The 20,216-nt window shown below is 51.0% G+C and carries 23 protein-coding genes and 1 pseudogene; 15 read left to right on the forward strand and 9 right to left on the reverse strand.

What is annotated here, in order from left to right; all coding sequences use genetic code 11:
* The 7 genes and pseudogenes from G434_RS20960 to gstA form a co-directional block, all read left to right on the forward strand.
* Window positions 1–360, forward strand: a pseudogene (locus tag G434_RS20960) (electron transport complex subunit RsxC); the annotation flags it as partial.
* Window positions 361–1,419: an electron transport complex subunit RsxD gene (gene rsxD / locus G434_RS20955; protein ID WP_000231941.1), complete on the forward strand. Its 1,059-nt coding sequence runs from the start codon at window positions 361–363 to the stop codon at window positions 1,417–1,419.
* A gap of 3 nt (window positions 1,420–1,422) precedes the next feature.
* On the forward strand, window positions 1,423–2,043 hold the full coding sequence (gene rsxG, locus G434_RS20950) for an electron transport complex subunit RsxG (RefSeq protein ID WP_000920785.1): 621 nt from the start codon (window positions 1,423–1,425) through the stop codon (window positions 2,041–2,043).
* A 3-nt stretch (window positions 2,044–2,046) separates the two neighbouring features.
* Window positions 2,047–2,742 (forward strand): electron transport complex subunit RsxE, encoded by a 696-nt coding sequence (gene rsxE / locus G434_RS20945; RefSeq protein WP_001289652.1) that lies wholly within the window; start codon window positions 2,047–2,049, stop codon window positions 2,740–2,742.
* A complete protein-coding gene (nth, locus tag G434_RS20940) occupies window positions 2,742–3,377 on the forward strand; it encodes an endonuclease III (protein ID WP_001030354.1) in 636 nt (211 codons plus the stop codon). The genes rsxE and nth overlap by 1 nt, the downstream gene beginning before the upstream one ends.
* A 610-nt stretch (window positions 3,378–3,987) precedes the next feature.
* Window positions 3,988–5,490, forward strand: a complete 1,503-nt coding sequence (gene dtpA / locus G434_RS20930; RefSeq protein ID WP_000100932.1) for a dipeptide/tripeptide permease DtpA — start codon at window positions 3,988–3,990, stop codon at window positions 5,488–5,490.
* Window positions 5,491–5,595: 105 nt separating this feature from the next.
* Window positions 5,596–6,201 (forward strand): glutathione transferase GstA, encoded by a 606-nt coding sequence (gstA, locus tag G434_RS20925; protein WP_000765742.1) that lies wholly within the window; start codon window positions 5,596–5,598, stop codon window positions 6,199–6,201.
* 43 nt (window positions 6,202–6,244) lie between these two features.
* Here gstA and pdxY read toward each other — a convergent pair whose 3' ends face one another.
* The 5 genes from pdxY to anmK form a co-directional block, all read right to left on the reverse strand.
* A complete protein-coding gene (gene pdxY / locus G434_RS20920; protein WP_001302086.1) occupies window positions 6,245–7,105 on the reverse strand; it encodes a pyridoxal kinase PdxY in 861 nt (286 codons plus the stop codon).
* Between the two features lie 61 nt (window positions 7,106–7,166).
* The gene (gene tyrS / locus G434_RS20915) at window positions 7,167–8,441 is read right to left on the reverse strand and encodes a tyrosine--tRNA ligase (RefSeq protein ID WP_001295400.1); all 1,275 of its coding nucleotides are present in this window, start codon (window positions 8,439–8,441) and stop codon (window positions 7,167–7,169) included.
* Window positions 8,442–8,569: 128 nt separating this feature from the next.
* Entirely contained in the window at window positions 8,570–9,226 is a 657-nt protein-coding gene (gene pdxH, locus G434_RS20910; RefSeq protein WP_001282319.1) for a pyridoxamine 5'-phosphate oxidase, read from the reverse strand.
* A gap of 58 nt (window positions 9,227–9,284) precedes the next feature.
* Window positions 9,285–9,614: a C-type lysozyme inhibitor gene (gene mliC, locus G434_RS20905; RefSeq protein ID WP_000061974.1), complete on the reverse strand. Its 330-nt coding sequence runs from the start codon at window positions 9,612–9,614 to the stop codon at window positions 9,285–9,287.
* 97 nt (window positions 9,615–9,711) lie between these two features.
* The gene (anmK, locus tag G434_RS20900; protein ID WP_000835077.1) at window positions 9,712–10,821 is read right to left on the reverse strand and encodes an anhydro-N-acetylmuramic acid kinase; all 1,110 of its coding nucleotides are present in this window, start codon (window positions 10,819–10,821) and stop codon (window positions 9,712–9,714) included.
* Between the two features lie 273 nt (window positions 10,822–11,094).
* Here anmK and slyB point away from each other — a divergent pair, with 273 nt between their 5' ends.
* Complete coding sequence (slyB, locus tag G434_RS20895; protein ID WP_000597196.1) at window positions 11,095–11,562, forward strand: outer membrane lipoprotein SlyB; 468 nt, start codon at window positions 11,095–11,097, stop codon at window positions 11,560–11,562.
* Window positions 11,563–11,608: 46 nt separating this feature from the next.
* Here slyB and slyA read toward each other — a convergent pair whose 3' ends face one another.
* The gene (gene slyA, locus G434_RS20890; RefSeq protein ID WP_000445640.1) at window positions 11,609–12,043 is read right to left on the reverse strand and encodes a transcriptional regulator SlyA; all 435 of its coding nucleotides are present in this window, start codon (window positions 12,041–12,043) and stop codon (window positions 11,609–11,611) included.
* Window positions 12,044–12,243: 200 nt separating this feature from the next.
* On the opposite strand from slyA, the gene G434_RS20885 reads away from it, so the two are divergent.
* The 3 genes from G434_RS20885 to G434_RS20875 are packed head-to-tail and all read left to right on the forward strand — an operon-like array spanning window position 12,244 to window position 15,352.
* Complete coding sequence (locus G434_RS20885; RefSeq protein WP_000670998.1) at window positions 12,244–12,480, forward strand: DUF1656 domain-containing protein; 237 nt, start codon at window positions 12,244–12,246, stop codon at window positions 12,478–12,480.
* A 2-nt stretch (window positions 12,481–12,482) separates the two neighbouring features.
* Entirely contained in the window at window positions 12,483–13,340 is an 858-nt protein-coding gene (locus tag G434_RS20880; RefSeq protein WP_001300356.1) for an efflux RND transporter periplasmic adaptor subunit, read from the forward strand.
* Window positions 13,340–15,352 carry an FUSC family protein gene (locus G434_RS20875; protein ID WP_000994309.1) on the forward strand — a complete coding sequence of 671 codons (2,013 nt, stop codon included), beginning with the start codon at window positions 13,340–13,342 and terminating at the stop codon, window positions 15,350–15,352. Before G434_RS20880 ends, G434_RS20875 begins: the two co-directional genes overlap by 1 nt.
* On the opposite strand, the gene sodC is transcribed toward G434_RS20875, so the two are convergent.
* From sodC to G434_RS20860, 3 genes are all read right to left on the reverse strand, one after another.
* Entirely contained in the window at window positions 15,353–15,874 is a 522-nt protein-coding gene (sodC, locus tag G434_RS20870) for a superoxide dismutase [Cu-Zn] SodC (RefSeq protein ID WP_001296937.1), read from the reverse strand.
* Between the two features lie 80 nt (window positions 15,875–15,954).
* Complete coding sequence (locus tag G434_RS20865) at window positions 15,955–16,851, reverse strand: aldo/keto reductase (protein ID WP_000250671.1); 897 nt, start codon at window positions 16,849–16,851, stop codon at window positions 15,955–15,957.
* Window positions 16,852–16,899: 48 nt separating this feature from the next.
* Window positions 16,900–17,139 carry a DUF1289 domain-containing protein gene (locus G434_RS20860; protein ID WP_000840481.1) on the reverse strand — a complete coding sequence of 80 codons (240 nt, stop codon included), beginning with the start codon at window positions 17,137–17,139 and terminating at the stop codon, window positions 16,900–16,902.
* 103 nt (window positions 17,140–17,242) lie between these two features.
* Here G434_RS20860 and nemR point away from each other — a divergent pair, with 103 nt between their 5' ends.
* The 4 genes from nemR (at window position 17,243) to rnt (ending at window position 20,214) form a co-directional block, all read left to right on the forward strand.
* Window positions 17,243–17,842, forward strand: coding sequence for a DNA-binding transcriptional regulator NemR (gene nemR / locus G434_RS20855; protein WP_001032943.1), 600 nt, complete (start codon window positions 17,243–17,245; stop codon window positions 17,840–17,842).
* A 36-nt stretch (window positions 17,843–17,878) separates the two neighbouring features.
* A complete protein-coding gene (gene nemA, locus G434_RS20850; protein ID WP_000093589.1) occupies window positions 17,879–18,976 on the forward strand; it encodes an N-ethylmaleimide reductase in 1,098 nt (365 codons plus the stop codon).
* An 80-nt stretch (window positions 18,977–19,056) separates the two neighbouring features.
* Window positions 19,057–19,464, forward strand: coding sequence for a lactoylglutathione lyase (gene gloA, locus G434_RS20845; protein WP_001237796.1), 408 nt, complete (start codon window positions 19,057–19,059; stop codon window positions 19,462–19,464).
* A gap of 102 nt (window positions 19,465–19,566) precedes the next feature.
* On the forward strand, window positions 19,567–20,214 hold the full coding sequence (rnt, locus tag G434_RS20840) for a ribonuclease T (RefSeq protein ID WP_001282281.1): 648 nt from the start codon (window positions 19,567–19,569) through the stop codon (window positions 20,212–20,214).
* Window positions 20,215–20,216 lie beyond the last annotated feature (2 nt).

Here is a 20,216-nt window from a genome sequence, read left to right on the forward strand (position 1 = left end):
GCCGTCGAAGCCGCTATTGCCCGGGCCAAAGCACGCAAGCTGGAACAGCAACAGGCTAATGCGGAACCAGAAGAACAGGTCGATCCGCGCAAAGCTGCCGTCGAAGCGGCTATTGCCCGTGCCAAAGCGCGCAAGCTGGAACAGCAACAGGCTAACGCAGAACCAGAAGAACAGGTTGATCCGCGCAAAGCCGCCGTCGAAGCTGCTATTGCCCGTGCCAAAGCACGCAAGCTGGAACAGCAACAGGCTAATGCGGAGCCAGAAGAACAGATTGATCCGCGCAAAGCGGCAGTTGCCGCGGCTATTGCCCGCGTTCAGGCCAAAAAAGCCGCCCAGCAAAAGGTTGTAAACGAGGACTAAATGGTATTCAGAATAGCTAGCTCCCCTTATACCCATAACCAGCGCCAGACATCGCGCATTATGCTGTTGGTGTTGCTCGCAGCCGTGCCAGGAATCGCAGCGCAACTGTGGTTTTTTGGTTGGGGTACTCTCGTTCAGATCCTGTTGGCGTCGGTCAGTGCTCTGTTAGCCGAAGCTCTCGTACTCAAACTACGCAAGCAGTCGGTAGCCGCAACGTTGAAAGATAACTCAGCATTGCTGACAGGCTTATTGCTGGCGGTAAGTATTCCCCCCCTCGCGCCATGGTGGATGGTCGTACTGGGTACGGTGTTTGCGGTGATCATCGCTAAACAGTTGTATGGCGGTCTGGGGCAAAACCCGTTTAATCCGGCAATGATTGGTTATGTGGTCTTACTGATCTCCTTCCCGGTGCAGATGACCAGCTGGTTACCGCCACATGAAATTGCGGTCAACATCCCTGGTTTTATCGACGCCATACAGGTTATTTTCAGCGGACATACCACCAGTGGTGGTGATATGAACACGCTACGCTTAGGTATTGATGGCATTAGTCAGGCGACACCGCTGGATACATTTAAAACCTCTGTCCGTGCCGGTCATTCGGTTGAACAGATTATGCAATATCCGATCTACAGCGGTATTCTGGCGGGCGCTGGTTGGCAATGGGTAAATCTCGCCTGGCTGGCTGGCGGCGTGTGGTTGCTATGGCAGAAAGCGATTCGCTGGCATATTCCCCTCAGCTTCTTAGTAACGCTGGCGTTATGCGCAACGTTGGGCTGGTTGTTCTCACCAGAAACACTGGCATCACCGCAAATTCATCTGCTGTCTGGTGCGACTATGCTCGGCGCATTCTTTATTTTGACTGACCCGGTTACTGCTTCTACGACCAATCGTGGTCGTCTTATTTTCGGCGCGCTGGCGGGTTTATTAGTCTGGTTGATCCGCAGTTTCGGCGGCTATCCTGACGGCGTGGCTTTTGCCGTCCTGCTGGCGAACATCACGGTTCCTCTGATCGATTACTACACGCGTCCGCGCGTCTACGGCCATCGCAAAGGGTAAACCATGCTGAAAACTATCCGAAAACACGGCATTACACTGGCACTATTTGCAGCGGGTTCTACAGGGTTAACTGCGGCCATCAACCAGATGACCAAAACGACAATTGCTGAACAGGCCAGTCTGCAACAAAAGGCGTTATTTGATCAGGTGCTGCCAGCCGAACGCTATAACAATGCGCTGGCACAGAGTTGCTATCTGGTCACTGCGCCAGAGTTAGGTAAAGGTGAGCATCGGGTTTACATCGCCAAACAGGATGACAAACCTGTAGCCGCCGTTCTGGAAGCAACCGCGCCAGATGGCTATTCTGGTGCAATTCAGCTGCTGGTGGGAGCCGATTTTAACGGCACGGTACTAGGCACGCGCGTGACAGAGCACCACGAAACGCCAGGGCTTGGCGATAAAATCGAACTGCGCCTTTCTGACTGGATCACCCATTTTGCGGGTAAAAAAATCAGTGGTGCGGATGATGCGCACTGGGCGGTGAAGAAAGATGGTGGTGATTTCGACCAGTTCACCGGCGCGACGATTACTCCCCGCGCGGTGGTTAATGCGGTAAAACGCGCCGGATTGTACGCTCAGACGTTACCGTCACAACTTTCTCAACTTCCTGCCTGTGGAGAATAAAGCGTGAGCGAAATTAAAGACGTTATTGTTCAGGGGTTGTGGAAAAACAACTCTGCGCTAGTCCAGCTGCTCGGCCTCTGTCCGCTATTGGCGGTCACGTCCACTGCCACTAACGCTCTGGGTTTAGGACTTGCGACTACGCTGGTACTGACGCTGACCAACTTGACCATTTCGACGCTGCGTCACTGGACGCCAGCCGAGATCCGCATTCCCATTTACGTGATGATCATCGCCTCGGTGGTCAGCGCTGTACAGATGCTGATCAACGCCTACGCCTTTGGCCTGTATCAATCATTAGGGATTTTTATTCCGCTGATTGTCACTAACTGTATCGTTGTGGGCCGCGCTGAAGCCTTCGCCGCCAAAAAAGGTCCGGCGCTTTCGGCACTGGACGGCTTTTCAATTGGTATGGGCGCAACCTGCGCCATGTTCGTGCTGGGTTCACTACGCGAAATTATCGGCAATGGCACGTTGTTTGACGGTGCAGATGCGCTGTTAGGTAGCTGGGCAAAAGTATTACGCGTGGAAATTTTCCACACCGACTCCCCTTTCCTGCTGGCGATGCTGCCACCAGGTGCATTTATTGGCCTGGGACTGATGCTGGCAGGGAAATACCTGATTGATGAAAGAATGAAAAAGCGCCGTGCTGAAGCAGCTGCCGAACGTGCATTGCCAAACGGTGAAACAGGGAATGTCTGATGAACAAAGCAAAACGCCTGGAGATCCTCACTCGCCTGCGTGAGAACAATCCTCATCCCACCACCGAGCTTAATTTCAGTTCGCCTTTTGAATTGCTGATTGCCGTACTGCTTTCCGCTCAGGCGACCGATGTCAGTGTTAATAAGGCGACGGCGAAACTCTACCCGGTGGCTAATACGCCTACAGCGATGCTTGAACTGGGCGTTGAAGGGGTGAAAACCTATATCAAAACTATTGGCCTTTATAACAGCAAAGCAGAAAATATCATCAAAACCTGCCGTATCTTACTGGAACAGCATAATGGCGAGGTTCCGGAAGATCGTGCTGCGCTTGAAGCCCTGCCTGGTGTAGGTCGTAAAACAGCCAACGTCGTATTAAACACTGCATTCGGCTGGCCGACTATTGCTGTCGACACGCACATTTTCCGCGTTTGTAATCGTACTCAATTTGCGCCGGGGAAAAATGTCGAACAGGTAGAAGAAAAGCTACTGAAAGTGGTTCCGGCAGAGTTTAAAGTCGACTGCCACCATTGGTTGATCCTCCACGGGCGATATACCTGTATTGCCCGCAAGCCCCGCTGTGGCTCTTGTATTATTGAAGATCTTTGTGAATACAAAGAGAAAGTTAACATCTGAAGAAAAGGGGTAACACCGATTACCCCATTCATAACCTTTCTTTATCCTCTTTTAAAACATCTTTTTAACGTCAATGATGCCATTGCTTAGCGTTATCATCAGGTAATCCGTTTGCGGATAACCAAAAATGCAGGTTAATTGTTTTTTTAATAGCGAAATTTTCTATTCATTCGTGATCAAGATCACGATGCTGTGGCAATGTAAAAACATTGCAAGAATTAGGTTAAAATCATTTAAATTTACACACGCAACAAATATTGACCTACAAAACATTACACTGGCTATTTTTCAGAAACTGGACTATCTCACTAGGAAAAACGCTAAATAGCAGAACATATCGCCGTTAAGCCATCATCCCCCTCTCAGGGTAGTGAAAAAATCTGCCGTTACGTTTTTTGAAAAATTTAACGCTGGATAACATTTCCCGGAATGGTTGAATTCCCCGCCTCAGTTATATGTAACAGATTATTACAAAGGACTTGTCTGAAAGTGCAAGATAGTGAACATTACCTGCCGTTTCCCCTCCCACTATAACAATTGCGCGTATGTTTTTTAGGCATAACGCGAGAAAGCACCCCCGTTAATATGGGATGTAAAAAAAGAGGTAAAAGTGTCCACTGCAAACCAAAAACCAACTGAAAGCGTCAGTTTGAACGCTTTCAAACAACCGAAGGCGTTCTATCTCATCTTCTCGATTGAGTTATGGGAACGTTTTGGTTATTACGGCCTACAAGGAATTATGGCTGTTTACCTGGTTAAACAACTGGGTATGTCTGAAGCGGATTCAATCACCCTTTTCTCTTCCTTTAGTGCCCTGGTTTATGGTCTGGTCGCTATCGGCGGCTGGTTAGGTGACAAGGTACTGGGTACTAAACGCGTAATTATGCTTGGCGCTATTGTGCTGGCGATTGGTTATGCTCTGGTTGCCTGGTCTGGTCACGACGCCGGTATCGTTTATATGGGTATGGCGGCTATTGCGGTCGGTAACGGCCTGTTTAAAGCTAACCCGTCTTCTCTGCTTTCTACATGCTATGAGAAAAACGACCCGCGTCTGGACGGTGCATTCACCATGTACTACATGTCCGTCAACATCGGCTCTTTCTTCTCTATGATCGCCACCCCGTGGCTGGCCGCGAAATACGGCTGGAGTGTTGCGTTTGCGTTGAGCGTTGTAGGCCTGCTGATCACTATCGTTAACTTCGCCTTCTGCCAACGCTGGGTTAAACAGTACGGTTCAAAACCAGACTTCGAGCCTATCAACTACCGTAACCTGCTGCTGACCATTATTGGTGTTGTGGCACTGATCGCTATCGCCACCTGGCTGCTGCACAATCAGGAAGTTGCGCGTATGGCGCTGGGCGTTGTTGCATTCGGTATTGTGGTTATCTTCGGTAAAGAAGCTTTCGCGATGAAAGGTGCTGCGCGTCGTAAAATGATCGTTGCCTTCATCCTGATGCTCGAAGCAATCATCTTCTTCGTGCTGTACAGCCAGATGCCAACGTCACTGAACTTCTTTGCGATTCGTAACGTTGAGCACTCCATTCTGGGTCTGGCCGTAGAACCTGAGCAGTATCAGGCACTGAACCCGTTCTGGATCATCATCGGTAGTCCGATTCTGGCCGCTATCTATAACAAGATGGGCGATACCCTGCCGATGCCAACCAAGTTTGCAATCGGCATGGTGATGTGTTCTGGTGCGTTCCTGATTCTGCCGCTGGGTGCAAAATTCGCGTCTGACGCAGGTATCGTGTCTGTAAGCTGGCTGGTCGCAAGCTATGGCCTGCAGAGTATCGGGGAACTTATGATCTCTGGTCTGGGTCTGGCAATGGTTGCACAACTCGTTCCGCAGCGTCTGATGGGCTTCATTATGGGTAGCTGGTTCCTGACCACTGCCGGTGCAAACCTGATTGGTGGTTATGTTGCGGGTATGATGGCTGTGCCGGATAACGTTACCGACCCACTGATGTCACTGGAAGTCTATGGTCGCGTATTCTTGCAGATTGGTGTCGCTACTGCCGTTATTGCAGTACTGATGCTGCTGACTGCGCCGAAACTGCACCGCATGACGCAGGATGACGCTGCAGACAAAGCGGCGAAAGCTGCTGTAGCGTAAAATTCAGGGAAACTCTTTTACAAGCCGCTAACTTTTCGTTAGCGGCTTTTTTTTTGTTCAGCAACGCACTACCATACTTTAAACCACAGACAAAAGGAGTTACCGATGAAATTGTTCTACAAACCGGGCGCCTGCTCTCTCGCTTCCCATATCACCCTGCGTGAGAGCGGAAAGGATTTTACGCTCGTCAGTGTGGATTTAATGAAAAAACGTCTCGAAAACGGTGACGATTACTTTGCCGTTAACCCTAAGGGACAGGTGCCTGCATTGCTGCTGGACGATGGTACTTTGTTGACGGAAGGCGTAGCAATTATGCAGTATCTTGCCGACAGCGTCCCCGACCGCCAGTTGCTGGCACCGGTAAACAGTATTTCCCGCTATAAAACCATCGAATGGCTGAATTACATCGCCACCGAGCTGCATAAAGGCTTCACACCTCTGTTTCGCCCTGATACACCGGAAGAGTACAAACCAACAGTTCGCGCGCAGCTGGAGAAGAAACTGCAATATGTGAACGATGCTCTGAAGGATGAGCACTGGATCTGCGGGCAACGATTTACAATTGCTGATGCCTATCTGTTTACGGTTCTGCGCTGGGCATACGCGGTGAAACTGAATCTGGAAGGGTTAGAGCACATTGCGGCATTTATGCAACGTATGGCTGAACGTCCGGAAGTACAAGACGCGCTGTCAGCGGAAGGCTTAAAGTAATAGCCATCGGCCCACAGGTCGTTGTGGGCCGAAATGAGATATTTCAGAGCTTTGTTGCGCTGAAATAATGTTCTGGTTTGGCAATACGATCCTGAGCAGCAACCACTTGCAGCTCATATTCCTGCATTGCTTTGGTGGTCACCATGATTTCGTATACTGCAGCGGTCACATGTTCCAGGGCCTCCTGCAGCGTTGCCCCCTGAAGCAGTTTCACCAGCAGTAAACCGCTCGTCACATCACCAACACCTACCGGCTGGCGCATACCAAAATCCACCAGCGGACGGCTGATATGCCAGGCTTCATCGGCGGTAACCAGCAGCATTTCAAAACGGTCACGGCTGTAGCCAGCCCGCGCCAGGTGTTTAACCAACACAATTTGTGGCCCTTGCGCAATGAGTTCACGCGCTGCCAGAACCGCTTCTTCGACGTTATTTACCGGATGCTCACAGAGTATCTCCAGCTCAACCAGATTCGGCGCAATGATATCGCTGGCAGGCAAACCGTGCCGCACATGAAACTCTGCGACACCCGGTGCAACGATACAGCCTTTTTCCGGATGACCCATTACCGGATCGCAAAAATATTTCGCCTGCGGATTCGCTGCTTTCACCTGACGAACGATACCGAGGATATGTTCCCCCTGCTCCGCCGAACCCAGATAGCCACTTAATACGGCATCACAGGTGTGTAATTTATCAATGGCGGCAATGCCTTGCACAATTTCGGTTAAATGGCTGGGCGGCATCACGCAGCCAGTCCATTTGCCGTATTGAGTGTGATTAGAAAATTGAACGGTGTTCAGCGGCCAGACGTTCGCGCCCAGGCGGCGCATCGGAAACTCTGCCGCACTGTTACCCGCATGACCATAAACAACGTGAGACTGGATAGCGAGAATATTTTTCATCATGTTCCCTGTATAAAAACCAGGGGGAGTGATTTCTCACTCCCCCTTTCCACTTAATGCATTATTTCCAGCAAATCAGACAGTAATTCTTTTTGCCGCGACGCAGTAAGGTAAAACGACCAAACAGACGATCTTCTTCTTTAAAGAAGTATTCAGGATCGGACTGTTTTTCACCGTTAATGGTGATGGCATTGGAGGCGATGGTTTTACGCGCCTGACCACGGGAAGGTTGCAGTTCAGAATCGACCAGCGCCTGCATCAGGTCTGCGCCCTTTTCCATCTCAACCATCGGTACGCCGTCCTGCGCCAGCTGTTCGAAGTCCGCTTCACTCAGCGCACTCAAGGAACCGCTGAACAGGCATTCGGTAATACGTTTTGCCGCCTGTAAACCTTCTTCACCGTGAACCAGACGAGTCACCTGCTCCGCCAGTACATACTGGGCGCGCGGTGCTTTACCGCTGTTTTTATCTTCTTCTTCCAGGGCGTTGATCTCTTCAATGCTCATAAAGGTGAAGAACTTCAGGAAGCGGTAAACGTCGGCATCCGCAGTGTTGATCCAGAACTGGTAGAATTTGTACGGGCTGGTTTTCTTCGGATCCAACCAGACTGCGCCGCCTTCAGTTTTACCAAATTTGGTGCCGTCTGCTTTGGTGATCAGCGGAACGGTCAGGCCAAACACCTGATTCTGATGCAGACGACGGGTCAGGTCGATACCAGAAGTGATGTTACCCCACTGGTCAGAACCACCAATTTGCAGCACCACACCGTACTGTTTGTTCAGACAGGCGAAGTCATAACCCTGCAACAGGTTGTAGGAAAACTCAGTGAACGAAATCCCCTGATCTTCACGGTTGAGACGCTGCTTAACCGCTTCTTTGTTGATCATCTGGTTAACGGAGAAGTGTTTGCCAATATCGCGCAGGAAGGTCAGCACATTCATATTGCCGAACCAGTCATAGTTGTTCGCCGCGATAGCAGAGTTTTCTCCACAGTCGAAATCGAGGAACGGGGCAACCTGCTTGCGGATTTTGTCCACCCATTCCTGAACAGTTTCTTCGGTGTTCAGCTTACGCTCAGCAGCTTTGAAGCTCGGGTCGCCAATCAGACCCGTCGCGCCGCCTACCAGCGCAACCGGCTTGTGGCCCGCCTGCTGGAAGCGTTTCAGGCATAACAATGGAACAAGATGCCCCAAATGCAAGCTGTCAGCGGTAGGATCGAAGCCGCAATAGAGCGCGATCGGGCCTTGCGCCAGTCGCTCTGCTAACGCTTCCTCGTCCGTCACCTGGGCTACCAGCCCCCGCTCTTGCAATTGTTTAATCAAGTTACTGCTTGCCATCAAAATCTCCATGTATATAACGACTGCACCTTTGCCGGTACACGACTTTTCGCCAGATGCGAAAGAGACATAGAATAAAGTGCCAGAATCAGGAGTACCAGCGATTAAAGCAAGATTTTTGCATCTTTTCAGGGGGCAAGACGATCAATCTTCCACGCATCATTTTCACGCTGGTACAAAAAGCGGTCATGCAGGCGATGCTCACCGCCCTGCCAGAACTCAATCTGTTCAAGGCTGACGCGAAAACCGCCCCAAAAACTCGGCAATGGCACTTCGCCCTGTTGAAACTTCTGCTTCAGCTCCAGGAATTTACTTTCAAGGATACCGCGGGCAGAAATGCGACTGGACTGCTTCGAAACCCATGCACCAATCTGGCTATCACGCGGGCGGCTATGAAAATATTTCATCACTTCGAGAGTCGAAAGTCGTTCCGCTTTACCGATCACCATCACCTGGCGCTCAAGGGTATGCCACGGGAACAGCAGGCTAACGCGCGGATTATTTTCGATTTGATGTGCTTTACGGCTGCCGAGGTTGGTGTAAAACACCATGCCTTTTTCGTCGTAATGTTTGAGTAAAACGATGCGCTGATAAGGCTGACCATGTTCATCCACGGTAGCGACCACCATCGCGGTAGGGTCCGCCAGTTTGGCTTCACACGCCTGAGAGAGCCAGCGTTCAAAAAGGGTTAATGGATCGGCGGGAAGATCGCGGCGGCGTAATCCGCCTTTGGTGTATTCACGGCGCAGATGCGCGATTTGCTGCAATTCGTCGTTATCAGACATGGTTTTCTTTACGGATTGTCAGTGGGTGACGCTATTGTGCGCCGCCCCTGGAAAAATCTCAACGCTGTGGATTTTGTAACTGACAGTTATTCAAGACGATGCGGTCGCGTTTATAGACAGTCGCTTCCTCGCCTTTCGACCAGAAAACATAGATCCCGTCGGTGTAACGTGCACCAGACGCAGAAATGCCCTGTTTGAGATGCAGTAGTTGATTATCGTAAACAAAACTGACTTCCTGGCGCGGATTATTCAGTTTGACCGTCAACGGTTTTTCATCACACTGGTATTCCAGCGTATCGGTTTGCATGCGCTCAACCAGTTGATTGAACGCGCTACAGCCGGTGAGAAGGACCGGCAAACAGATCAGTAACAGTTTTTTCATAGACATATCCCGAAGACTTTCCTGGTCTGGAGGGCAATACGCCCTCCCTAACGTTCCAAGTGTAACGGCAGACGCGGTAAGAAAAATTCAGTTAACTCTGATATCACGGGTTAGCGGGGAAAATAGCCCCGAGTACCGTCTCCTGGCTTGCGCCAGTGACGGAAGGCAGATTTCCTGGTAATCCCGCCAGCGTCCGCCAGGCAAGCCAGGCGAAAGCCAATGCTTCCATGTCATCGCCACTAATGCCAACGGCATCGGTGGTGGTGACTTCTGTGCCTGGCAGTAATGCCGCCAGACGCGCCATGAGTAGCGGATTACGACTTCCTCCACCACATACCATCAATCGTTCGCAGCCACCGCTCAACAAAACTTGTTCAGAAATGGTCACGGCGGTGAGTTCTGCCAGTGTCGCCTGTACATCTCGGGGATCAACACCCGGAAAATGGCGCAAATGGCGCTCCAGCCAGCCGTAGTTAAAGTATTCGCGTCCGGTACTTTTCGGTGCAGGTTGCGAGAAATACGGGTCGCTAAGCATATTTTGCAGCAGTGGGAGAATGACTTTACCCGCCCGTGCCCACTCGGCATCTTTATCGTAAGGTTTACCTGCCTGACGCCAGATCCAGGCATCCATCAGCATGTTACCAGGACCGGTATCGTAGCCCCCTACCGGCTGCCCAGGAATGAGCAGTGACAGATTGGCGATGCCACCAATATTGAGCACCATTCGTCGCTCGGTTGGGTGAGCCAGCAGCGCATGATGGAACGCAGGTACCAGCGGTGCGCCTTGTCCTCCCAAGGCAATATCGCGACGGCGAAAATCACCGACAACCGTAATTCCGGTGCGTGCCACAATTTGATTGTTATCGCCAATCTGTAAAGTGTGTGGTGCCACGCCCGTCGGTTCATGCCAGACGGTTTGACCGTGACAGCCGATCGCAACGATATCTCTCGCCTGCAGGTTTTGTTCCTTAAGCAAGGCATTGACCGCATCAGCAAAAAGTCGCCCGAGTTGAGTATCAAGCTGTCCAAACTGCGAAAGTGTAAGCTGCTGGCCCTGGCAAATATCCAGTACAGCCTGTTTCAGAGACACCGGGATCGGCCAGCTCAAACTTGCCAGCTGTGCGACCCGGTGTTCATCAATTGTCGCCAACACAACATCAACACCATCAAGGCTGGTGCCTGACATAACGCCAATAAAGCGGCCCGATTTCATAGTTCATCCTTTTTCAATCTGACGTTTGCGCACCACTCAAACATAAACTTTTCGTGAATACCATGCGGAATGACCGATTTTTACCGTTGGTAGTAAAACATTATCTTCAAATCAATAATCATCATGAATGTTTTGTTTATAATTGGTTGATCCTACTTTCATTATGATTTGCTCATATTTGGTAGAACATGTAACCATGGATTCACATATGCCATATACTTTGACCATGAGGGATGCTTGCGTGGCGTTTCATGGTGAACAGGAGATTTTTCAATGATTAAACGCGTATTGGTTGTTTCAATGGTAGGTCTGTCTCTTGTCGGTTGTGTTAATAACGACACCCTGTCAGGGGATGTTTATACCGCTTCTGAAGCGAAACAAGTACAGAATGTCAGCTATGGCACCATCGTTAACGTACGTCCGGTACAGATTCAGGGCGGTGATGATTCCAACGTTATCGGCGCAATTGGCGGTGCTGTTCTTGGTGGTTTCCTTGGGAATACTGTTGGTGGCGGAACCGGGCGTTCTCTGGCTACTGCAGCAGGCGCTGTTGCAGGTGGCGTAGCCGGTCAGGGCGTACAGAGTGCAATGAACAAAACGCAGGGTGTCGAGCTGGAAATTCGTAAAGACGATGGTAATACCATCATGGTGGTACAGAAACAAGGCAACACTCGTTTCTCTCCGGGCCAACGTGTCGTACTGGCCAGCAATGGCAGTCAGGTGACCGTTTCCCCGCGCTAAATAAGTTTGCGTGTGGTCAGGTTACTGACCACACGCCCCCTTCATTTCACCCTTTGGCCTGTAACTCAATGATATTATGCTCAAGTTTTGCGATGAGCTTAATCAGTTGTTCCAGTTCCTCTGCGGAGATGCCATGTAAAATTTCCGCGCGGGTTTTGTTAATAACAGCTTCCATTTCGCTGATCAGCGGCTCTGCCTTTTCCGTCAGTTTAATACGTTTAGCCCGACGATCGCTGGCACAAGTTTGACGCGAAATTAACCCTTTTTCTTCCAGTTGGTCCAGAGTACGGACCAGTGATGGCTGCTCGATGCCAATCGCTTTTGCCAGTTGAATTTGCGACTGGTCTGGAGGTAACTGATGGATATTGTGTAACGTAACCCAATGGGTTTGTGTTAACTCCAGCGGTTTCAGGCGATGGTCTATCAGAGCACGCCATATGCGCACCAACCGTGCCAGATCAGAACCTAGTGGCGATTCCAATTTCATCTCCTTATAATTAGCTTGCTAAGATATTATGCGGCTTTTAGAATAGTGTGCAGCAATTGTATTGCTAAAACAAATGTATTGCTGCATTTGGTTACCGTCAGACATATTTTTCAGAAATTGCGCGTAAATTTTTCGCACTTAAAGAATATTTATTAATCTAACGCAATATATTCGGTCGTAAAGGAATCTACTTTGTGAAGTTTATGCTCAATGCAACAGGATTGCCCTTACAAGATCTGGTGTTCGGTGCGTCCGTCTACTTTCCTCCGTTTTTCAAAGCCTTCGCGTTTGGATTCGTCATCTGGCTTGTCGTACACCGCCTGCTTCGTGGCTGGATCTACGCCGGTGACATCTGGCATCCCTTGTTAATGGATTTATCGCTGTTTGCGATTTGCGTTTGCCTTGCCCTGGCAATACTGATTGCGTGGTAACTATGTCAATTAAAACAATTAAGTATTTCTCAACAATCATTGTAGCGGTAGTTGCGGTTCTTGCCGGATGGTGGCTGTGGAATTATTACATGCAATCTCCGTGGACACGCGACGGGAAAATACGCGCTGAACAGGTTTCTATCACCCCTCAGGTGTCGGGACGTATTGTTGAGCTGAATATAAAAGACAACCAACTGGTTAACGCGGGGGATCTTCTGCTCACGATCGATAAAACGCCCTTTCAGATCGCCGAGCTGAACGCACAGGCTCAGCTGGCGAAAGCGCAATCTGACCTCGCAAAAGCCAATAACGAAGCGAATCGTCGTCGTCATCTCTCACAAAATTTTATTTCTGCCGAAGAACTCGATACCGCTAACCTCAATGTTAAAGCGATGCAGGCCAGTGTTGATGCCGCACAGGCGACGCTGAAACAGGCACAATGGCAACTGGCGCAAACGGAAATTCGCGCCCCGGTGAGTGGATGGGTGACTAACCTCACTACCCGCATCGGCGATTACGCTGACACCGGGAAACCGCTGTTTGCCCTTGTCGACAGCCACTCGTTTTACGTCATTGGTTATTTTGAAGAAACCAAGTTGCGCCATATCCGCGAAGGTGCACCAGCACAAATTACCCTCTATAGTGATAACAAAACGTTACAGGGTCACGTTTCCAGTATCGGTCGGGCGATTTATGATCAGAGCGTTGAAAGTGACTCAAGCCTTATTCCGGATGTGAAACCTAACGTCCCCTGGGTTCGACTTGCCCAACGCGTTCCCGTCCGCTTTGCGCTGGATAAAGTCCCAGGCGATGTCACGCTGGTGTCGGGCACCACCTGTAGCATTGCCGTAGGTCAATAATGAACGCATCGTCATGGTCCTTGCGCAATTTGCCCTGGTTCAGGGCCACGCTGGCGCAATGGCGTTATGCGTTACGCAATACCATTGCCATGTGTCTGGCGCTGACGGTTGCCTATTATTTAAATCTGGATGAACCCTATTGGGCGATGACCTCGGCTGCCGTGGTTAGCTTTCCCACCGTTGGCGGTGTCATCAGCAAAAGCCTCGGACGCATCGCTGGCAGTTTGCTCGGAGCCATTGCGGCACTGCTTCTTGCCGGACATACGCTCAATGAGCCGTGGTTTTTTCTTTTGAGCATGGCGGCGTGGCTTGGCTTTTGTACCTGGGCCTGTGCGCACTTCACGAATAATGTCGCGTATGCATTTCAACTGGCGGGCTACACGGCTGCCATCATCGCCTTTCCGATGGTTAATATTACTGAGGCCAGCCAGCTGTGGGATATCGCTCAGGCGCGCGTTTGCGAGGTGATTGTCGGTATTTTGTGCGGCGGCATGATGATGATGATCCTGCCGAGCAGTTCCGATGCTACTGCCCTTTTAACCGCATTGAAAAACATGCACGCCCGATTACTGGAACATGCCAGTTTACTCTGGCAGCCTGAAACAACCGATGCCATTCGTGCAGCACATGAGGGGGTGATTGGACAGATACTGACCATGAATTTGCTCCGTATCCAGGCTTTCTGGAGCCACTATCGTTTTCGCCAGCAAAACGCACGCCTTAATGCGCTGCTCCACCAGCAATTACGTATGACCAGTGTCATCTCCAGCCTGCGACGTATGTTGCTCAACTGGCCCTCACCGCCATGTGCCACACGAGAAATTCTCGAACAGCTGCTGACGGCGCTCGCCAGTTCGCAAACAGATGTTTACACCGTCGCACGTATTATCGCCCCGCTACGCCCGACCAACGTCGCCGACTACCGGCACGTCGCCTTCTGGCAGCGACTACGTTATTTTTGCCGCCTTTATCTGCAAAGTAGTCAGGAATTACATCGTCTGCAAAGCGGTGTGGATGATCATACCAGACTCCCACGGACATCCGGCCTGGCTCGTCATACCGATAACGCCGAAGCTATGTGGAGCGGACTGCGTACATTTTGTACGTTGATGATGATTGGCGCATGGAGTATTGCTTCGCAATGGGATGCCGGTGCCAATGCATTAACGCTGGCAGCAATTAGCTGCGTACTCTACTCCGCCGTCGCAGCACCGTTTAAGTCGTTGTCACTACTGATGCGCACTCTGGTGTTACTTTCGCTATTCAGCTTTGTGGTCAAATTTGGCCTGATGGTCCAGATTAGCGATCTGTGGCAATTTTTACTGTTTCTCTTTCCACTGCTGGCGACAATGCAGCTTCTTAAATTGCAGATGCCCAAATTTGCCGCACTGTGGGGGCAACTGATTGTTTTTATGGGTTCGTTTATCGCTGTCACTAATCCCCCGGTGTATGATTTTGCTGATTTTCTTAACGATAATCTGGCAAAAATCGTTGGCGTTGCGCTGGCGTGGTTAGCGTTCGCCATTTTGCGTCCAGGGTCGGGTGCTCGTAAAAGCCGTCGTCATATTCGCGCGCTGCGCCGGGATTTTGTCGATCAGCTAAGCCGCCATCCAACACTGAGTGAAAGCGAATTTGAATCGCTCACTTATCATCACGTCAGTCAGTTGAGTAACAGCCAGGATGCGCTGGCTCGCCGTTGGTTATTACGCTGGGGTGTAGTGCTGCTGAACTGTTCTCATGTTGTCTGGCAATTACGCGACTGGGAATCGCGTTCCGATCCGTTATCACGAGTACGGGATAACTGTATTTCACTGTTGCGCGGAGTGATGAGTGAGCGTGGCGTTCAGCAAAAATCACTGGCGGCCACACTTGAAGAATTACAGCGGATTTGCGACAGCCTTGCCCGCCATCATCAACCTGCCGCCCGCGAGCTGGCGGCAATTGTCTGGCGGCTGTACTGCTCGCTTTCGCAACTTGAGCAAGCACCACCGCAAGGTACGCTGGCCTCTTAATTACTTAATCACACCACAGGCATAGCGTTCACCGCCACCGCCCAGCGGTTTAGGTTGATCGGACATATTATCGCCGCCAACGTGGACCATCAGCGCTTTGTCTTTGATTTCATCCAGTGATTTCAGACGAGGCGCGATGACGGCATCGGTAGCTTTGCCGTCATTATTGACGACCAGTGCAGGCAGATCGCCTAAATGCCCGGCACCTTCTGGGCCTTCATGTTTACCGGTATTTTGTGGATCAAGATGCCCGCCTGCGGATTCCGCGGCGCTGGCTTTGCCATCTTTGGTGGCTGGCTGGCAGCTTCCTTTGGCATGAATATGGAAGCCATGTTCACCGGGGGGTAATGCTTTCAGGTCGGGCGAAAACTCCAGACCTTTATCGGTTTCAGTAATGGTGACGCTACCAATTGACTGCCCAACCCCTTGCGACGTGACGAGGTTCATCTCGACTTTTTCACTGGCAGCTTGTGCGCCGGTCGCAACAACCAGCGCCAGAATGGCCAGACTAAAACGTTTCATAGGACCTCCGTTCATTGTGCATTCCTGAATAAGTGTAAACCAGTGACACATTTTTGAACGGCGGCTATTCCTAAAAGTGCTTACGGTACGTCGTAACCCAGTGCCGCTTTACGGATACGAAACCATTGTTGACGGGTCATTTTCAGTGTTTCTGCTTCGACAGCTGCCCGTACGCGCTCAATTTTACCTGAGCCGATAATTGGCAGCGGCTGCGACGGTAAACGTAATACCCAGGCGTAAACCACCTGTTCAATCGAGCCCGCGTTTAACTCCTCTGCCACCACAGCCAGTTCATCACGCAGCGGCTGGAAATAATCATCATTAAACAGACGACCACCACCAAGGCAGGACCACGCCATCGGACGAACACGCAGTTGTTGCAGTTGGTCGAGCGTACCATCCAGCAGTAACGGCTGATGTACCGGGGATATTTCCACCTGATTAGTGGCAAGGGTAAACGGCAGGCGTGATTGCAAAAGCGCAAATTGCGCAGGCGTAAAGTTCGATACGCCAAAATGGCGCACTTTGCCGCTCTGATGCAGATGTTTAAACGCGTCCGCCACTTCATCGGCATCCATTAACGGGTCTGGTCGGTGGATTAACAGCAGATCCAGATGATCGGTCGCGAGATTAATTAGCGACTGTTCGGCGCTCTTAATGATGTGATCGCGGTCAGTGATGTAATGACCAATGACGTTTTCTTCACGCGTGGTCGTCGCGATACCGCATTTACTGACGATTTCCATCCGTTCACGCAGATGAGGTGCAAGTTTCAGCGCCTCGCCAAACGCCGCTTCGCACTGATAGCCACCATAAATATCAGCATGGTCCACGGTGGTCACGCCGAGATCCAGATGCTCTTCAATAAAACTGACCAGCTGGCGGGCGGACATATTCCAGTCCATCAATCGCCAGTAGCCCATCACAAAACGGGAAAACTCCGGGCCTTGCGGCGCAATAGTAATACGCTGAACCATAATCGCTTCCTCTTATCAGATATGAGAGGAGTATACGCAAGATTAGGCTCAAAAGAGTGATGGTTGCTCCGGTTCGTCTGATGACGCTGGCTTATTTGCGCGTAATTTGCGCATTAATCGCTGCCGACAAAGGCGCAGCACCTCTTGTTTTTCGCCATCGCTCATTTTATTCCAGTTAAAACGCTCATCCCGACTACGAAAACAGCCGCGACAAAACCCGCGTTCGTCAGACTGGCAAATTCCCCGGCACGGGCTCTGGACGGGAAAGAACTCTAATTGCTCCGCCACTTCGCCCTCCTCAAAATAAGATTATTACCATTATTGAAGCTGTTAATGCCCAAAGTAGCAACTTTGCTTGCACTAGACCGACTGGTCTACTACACTCCAACGCATGAACAAACACACCGAACATGATACTCGCGAACATCTCCTGGCAACGGGCGAGCAACTTTGCCTGCAACGTGGATTCACCGGGATGGGGCTAAGCGAATTACTAAAAACCGCTGAAGTGCCGAAAGGGTCCTTCTATCACTACTTTCGCTCTAAAGAAGCGTTTGGCGTTGCCATGCTTGAGCGCCATTACGCCGCATATCACCAGCGACTGACTGAGTTGCTGCAATCCGGCGAAGGTAACTACCGCGACCGCATACTGGCTTATTACCAGCAAACACTGAACCAGTTTTGCCAACATGGAACCATCAGTGGTTGCCTGACAGTAAAACTCTCTGCCGAAGTGTGCGATCTGTCAGAAGATATGCGTAGCGCGATGGATAAAGGCGCTCGCGGCGTGATCGTTCTGCTCTCGCAGGCGCTGGAAAATGGCCGTGATAGCCATTGTTTAACCTTTTGTGGCGAACCGCTGCAACAGGCACAAGTGCTTTACGCACTATGGCTGGGTGCGAATCTGCAGGCCAAAATTTCGCGCAATTCCGAGCCACTGGAAAACGCGCTGGCACATGTAAAAACCATTATTGCGACGCCTGCCGTTTAGCAGGCATTTTTTATCACCAGACGACCGGGAGCCTTTATGTCATCTGAAAAACTGTATTCCCCACTGAAAGTGGGCGCGATCACGGCGGCAAACCGTATTTTTATGGCACCGCTGACGCGTCTGCGCAGTATTGAACCGGGTGACATCCCTACCCCGTTGATGGCGGAATACTATCGCCAACGTGCCAGTGCCGGTTTGATTATTAGCGAAGCCACGCAAATTTCTGCCCAGGCAAAAGGGTATGCTGGTGCACCTGGCATCCATAGTCCGGAACAAATTGCCGCATGGAAAAAAATTACCGCTGGCGTTCATGCTGAAAATGGTCATATGGCCGTACAGCTGTGGCACACCGGACGCATTTCTCACGCCAGCCTGCAACCTGGCGGTCAGGCACCGGTAGCGCCTTCCGCACTTAGCGCGGGAACACGTACTTCTCTGCGCGATGAAAATGGTCAGGCGATCCGTGTTGAAACATCCATGCCGCGTGCGCTTGAACTGGAAGAGATTCCGGGTATCGTCAATGATTTCCGTCAGGCCATTGCTAACGCGCGTGAAGCCGGTTTTGATCTGGTAGAGCTCCACTCTGCTCATGGTTATTTGCTGCATCAGTTCCTTTCTCCTTCTTCAAACCATCGTACCGATCAGTACGGCGGCAGCGTGGAAAATCGCGCACGTCTGGTGCTGGAAGTGGTCGATGCAGGGATTGAAGAATGGGGTGCCGATCGCATTGGCATTCGCGTTTCGCCAATCGGTACTTTCCAGAACACAGATAACGGCCCGAATGAAGAAGCCGATGCACTGTATCTGATTGAACAACTGGGTAAACGCGGCATTGCTTATCTGCATATGTCAGAACCAGATTGGGCGGGGGGTGAACCGTATACTGATGCGTTCCGCGAAAAAGTACGCGCCCGTTTCCACGGTCCGATTATCGGCGCAGGTGCATACACGGTAGAAAAAGCCGAAACGCTGATCGGCAAAGGGTTAATTGATGCGGTGGCATTTGGTCGTGACTGGATTGCGAACCCGGATCTGGTCGCCCGCTTGCAACGCAAAGCTGAGCTTAACCCACAGCGTGCCGAAAGTTTCTATGGAGGCGGTGCGGAAGGCTACACGGATTACCCGACGCTGTAATCCAACATTGCGAGCGGCGTAAAGCCGCCGCTATACTAAAACAACATTTTGAATCTGTTAGCCATTTTGAGGATATAAAGATGCGTCTTCTTCATACCATGCTGCGCGTTGGCGATTTGCAACGCTCCATCGATTTTTATACCAAAGTGCTGGGCATGAAACTGCTGCGTACCAGCGAAAACCCGGAATACAAATACTCACTGGCGTTTGTTGGCTACGGCCCGGAAACCGAAGAAGCGGTGATTGAACTGACCTACAACTGGGGCGTGGATAAATACGAACTCGGCACTGCTTATGGTCACATCGCGCTTAGCGTTGATAACGCCGCTGAAGCGTGCGAAAAAATCCGTCAAAACGGGGGTAACGTCACCCGTGAAGCGGGTCCGGTAAAAGGCGGTACTACGGTTATCGCGTTTGTGGAAGATCCGGACGGTTACAAAATTGAATTAATCGAAGAGAAAGACGCCGGTCGCGGTCTGGGCAACTAATCTCCTGCCGGGCGTGAACTCATCGCGCCCGCATCTTTACTGCATCGACAAGTAATATTTGTCATAATGCGCGCTGCAATTTATCCGTATTAAGAGAATCAGATGTCCGATAACGCTCAACTTACCGGTCTGTGCGACCGTTTTCGTGGTTTTTATCCTGTTGTGATCGATGTTGAAACAGCCGGATTTAACGCCAAAACCGATGCGCTGCTTGAGATTGCCGCCATCACCCTGAAAATGGATGAACAAGGCTGGCTGATGCCGGACACCACATTACATTTCCACGTCGAACCATTTGTCGGCGCAAATTTGCAGCCAGAGGCCCTCGCCTTCAACGGCATTGACCCGAACGATCCCGATCGCGGCGCGGTCAGCGAATACGAGGCGCTGCACGAAATTTTTAAAGTTGTGCGTAAAGGTATTAAAGCGAGCGGTTGTAACCGCGCCATTATGGTGGCGCACAACGCCAATTTCGATCACAGCTTTATGATGGCCGCCGCAGAACGCGCCTCACTGAAACGTAACCCGTTCCACCCTTTCGCCACTTTTGACACTGCTGCACTGGCCGGGCTGGCACTCGGACAAACCGTATTGTCAAAGGCTTGCCAGACCGCTGGCATGGACTTCGACAGCACCCAGGCGCACTCCGCGCTGTACGACACCGAACGCACTGCTGTGCTGTTTTGTGAAATCGTCAACCGCTGGAAACGTCTGGGAGGTTGGCCGCTACCTGCCGCCGAAGAAGTGTAATC

The organism is Escherichia sp. KTE172 (assembly GCF_000408845.1).
In the GTDB taxonomy this organism is placed as follows: domain Bacteria; phylum Pseudomonadota; class Gammaproteobacteria; order Enterobacterales; family Enterobacteriaceae; genus Escherichia; species Escherichia coli.

What these genes read in the sequence shown, in the direction of transcription:
- rsxD (WP_000231941.1), top strand. Translation starts at nt 361, where the DNA reads ATGGTATTCAGAATAGCTAGCTCCCCTTATACCCATAACCAGCGCCAG.
- rsxG (WP_000920785.1), top strand. Translation starts at nt 1,423, where the DNA reads ATGCTGAAAACTATCCGAAAACACGGCATTACACTGGCACTATTTGCA.
- nth (WP_001030354.1), top strand. Translation starts at nt 2,742, where the DNA reads ATGAACAAAGCAAAACGCCTGGAGATCCTCACTCGCCTGCGTGAGAAC.
- gstA (WP_000765742.1), top strand. Translation starts at nt 5,596, where the DNA reads ATGAAATTGTTCTACAAACCGGGCGCCTGCTCTCTCGCTTCCCATATC.
- pdxY (WP_001302086.1), bottom strand. Translation starts at nt 7,105, where the DNA reads ATGAAAAATATTCTCGCTATCCAGTCTCACGTTGTTTATGGTCATGCG.
- tyrS (WP_001295400.1), bottom strand. Translation starts at nt 8,441, where the DNA reads ATGGCAAGCAGTAACTTGATTAAACAATTGCAAGAGCGGGGGCTGGTA.
- pdxH (WP_001282319.1), bottom strand. Translation starts at nt 9,226, where the DNA reads ATGTCTGATAACGACGAATTGCAGCAAATCGCGCATCTGCGCCGTGAA.
- mliC (WP_000061974.1), bottom strand. Translation starts at nt 9,614, where the DNA reads ATGTCTATGAAAAAACTGTTACTGATCTGTTTGCCGGTCCTTCTCACC.
- anmK (WP_000835077.1), bottom strand. Translation starts at nt 10,821, where the DNA reads ATGAAATCGGGCCGCTTTATTGGCGTTATGTCAGGCACCAGCCTTGAT.
- slyB (WP_000597196.1), top strand. Translation starts at nt 11,095, where the DNA reads ATGATTAAACGCGTATTGGTTGTTTCAATGGTAGGTCTGTCTCTTGTC.
- G434_RS20880 (WP_001300356.1), top strand. Translation starts at nt 12,483, where the DNA reads ATGTCAATTAAAACAATTAAGTATTTCTCAACAATCATTGTAGCGGTA.
- G434_RS20875 (WP_000994309.1), top strand. Translation starts at nt 13,340, where the DNA reads ATGAACGCATCGTCATGGTCCTTGCGCAATTTGCCCTGGTTCAGGGCC.
- sodC (WP_001296937.1), bottom strand. Translation starts at nt 15,874, where the DNA reads ATGAAACGTTTTAGTCTGGCCATTCTGGCGCTGGTTGTTGCGACCGGC.
- G434_RS20865 (WP_000250671.1), bottom strand. Translation starts at nt 16,851, where the DNA reads ATGGTTCAGCGTATTACTATTGCGCCGCAAGGCCCGGAGTTTTCCCGT.
- nemR (WP_001032943.1), top strand. Translation starts at nt 17,243, where the DNA reads ATGAACAAACACACCGAACATGATACTCGCGAACATCTCCTGGCAACG.
- nemA (WP_000093589.1), top strand. Translation starts at nt 17,879, where the DNA reads ATGTCATCTGAAAAACTGTATTCCCCACTGAAAGTGGGCGCGATCACG.
- gloA (WP_001237796.1), top strand. Translation starts at nt 19,057, where the DNA reads ATGCGTCTTCTTCATACCATGCTGCGCGTTGGCGATTTGCAACGCTCC.
- rnt (WP_001282281.1), top strand. Translation starts at nt 19,567, where the DNA reads ATGTCCGATAACGCTCAACTTACCGGTCTGTGCGACCGTTTTCGTGGT.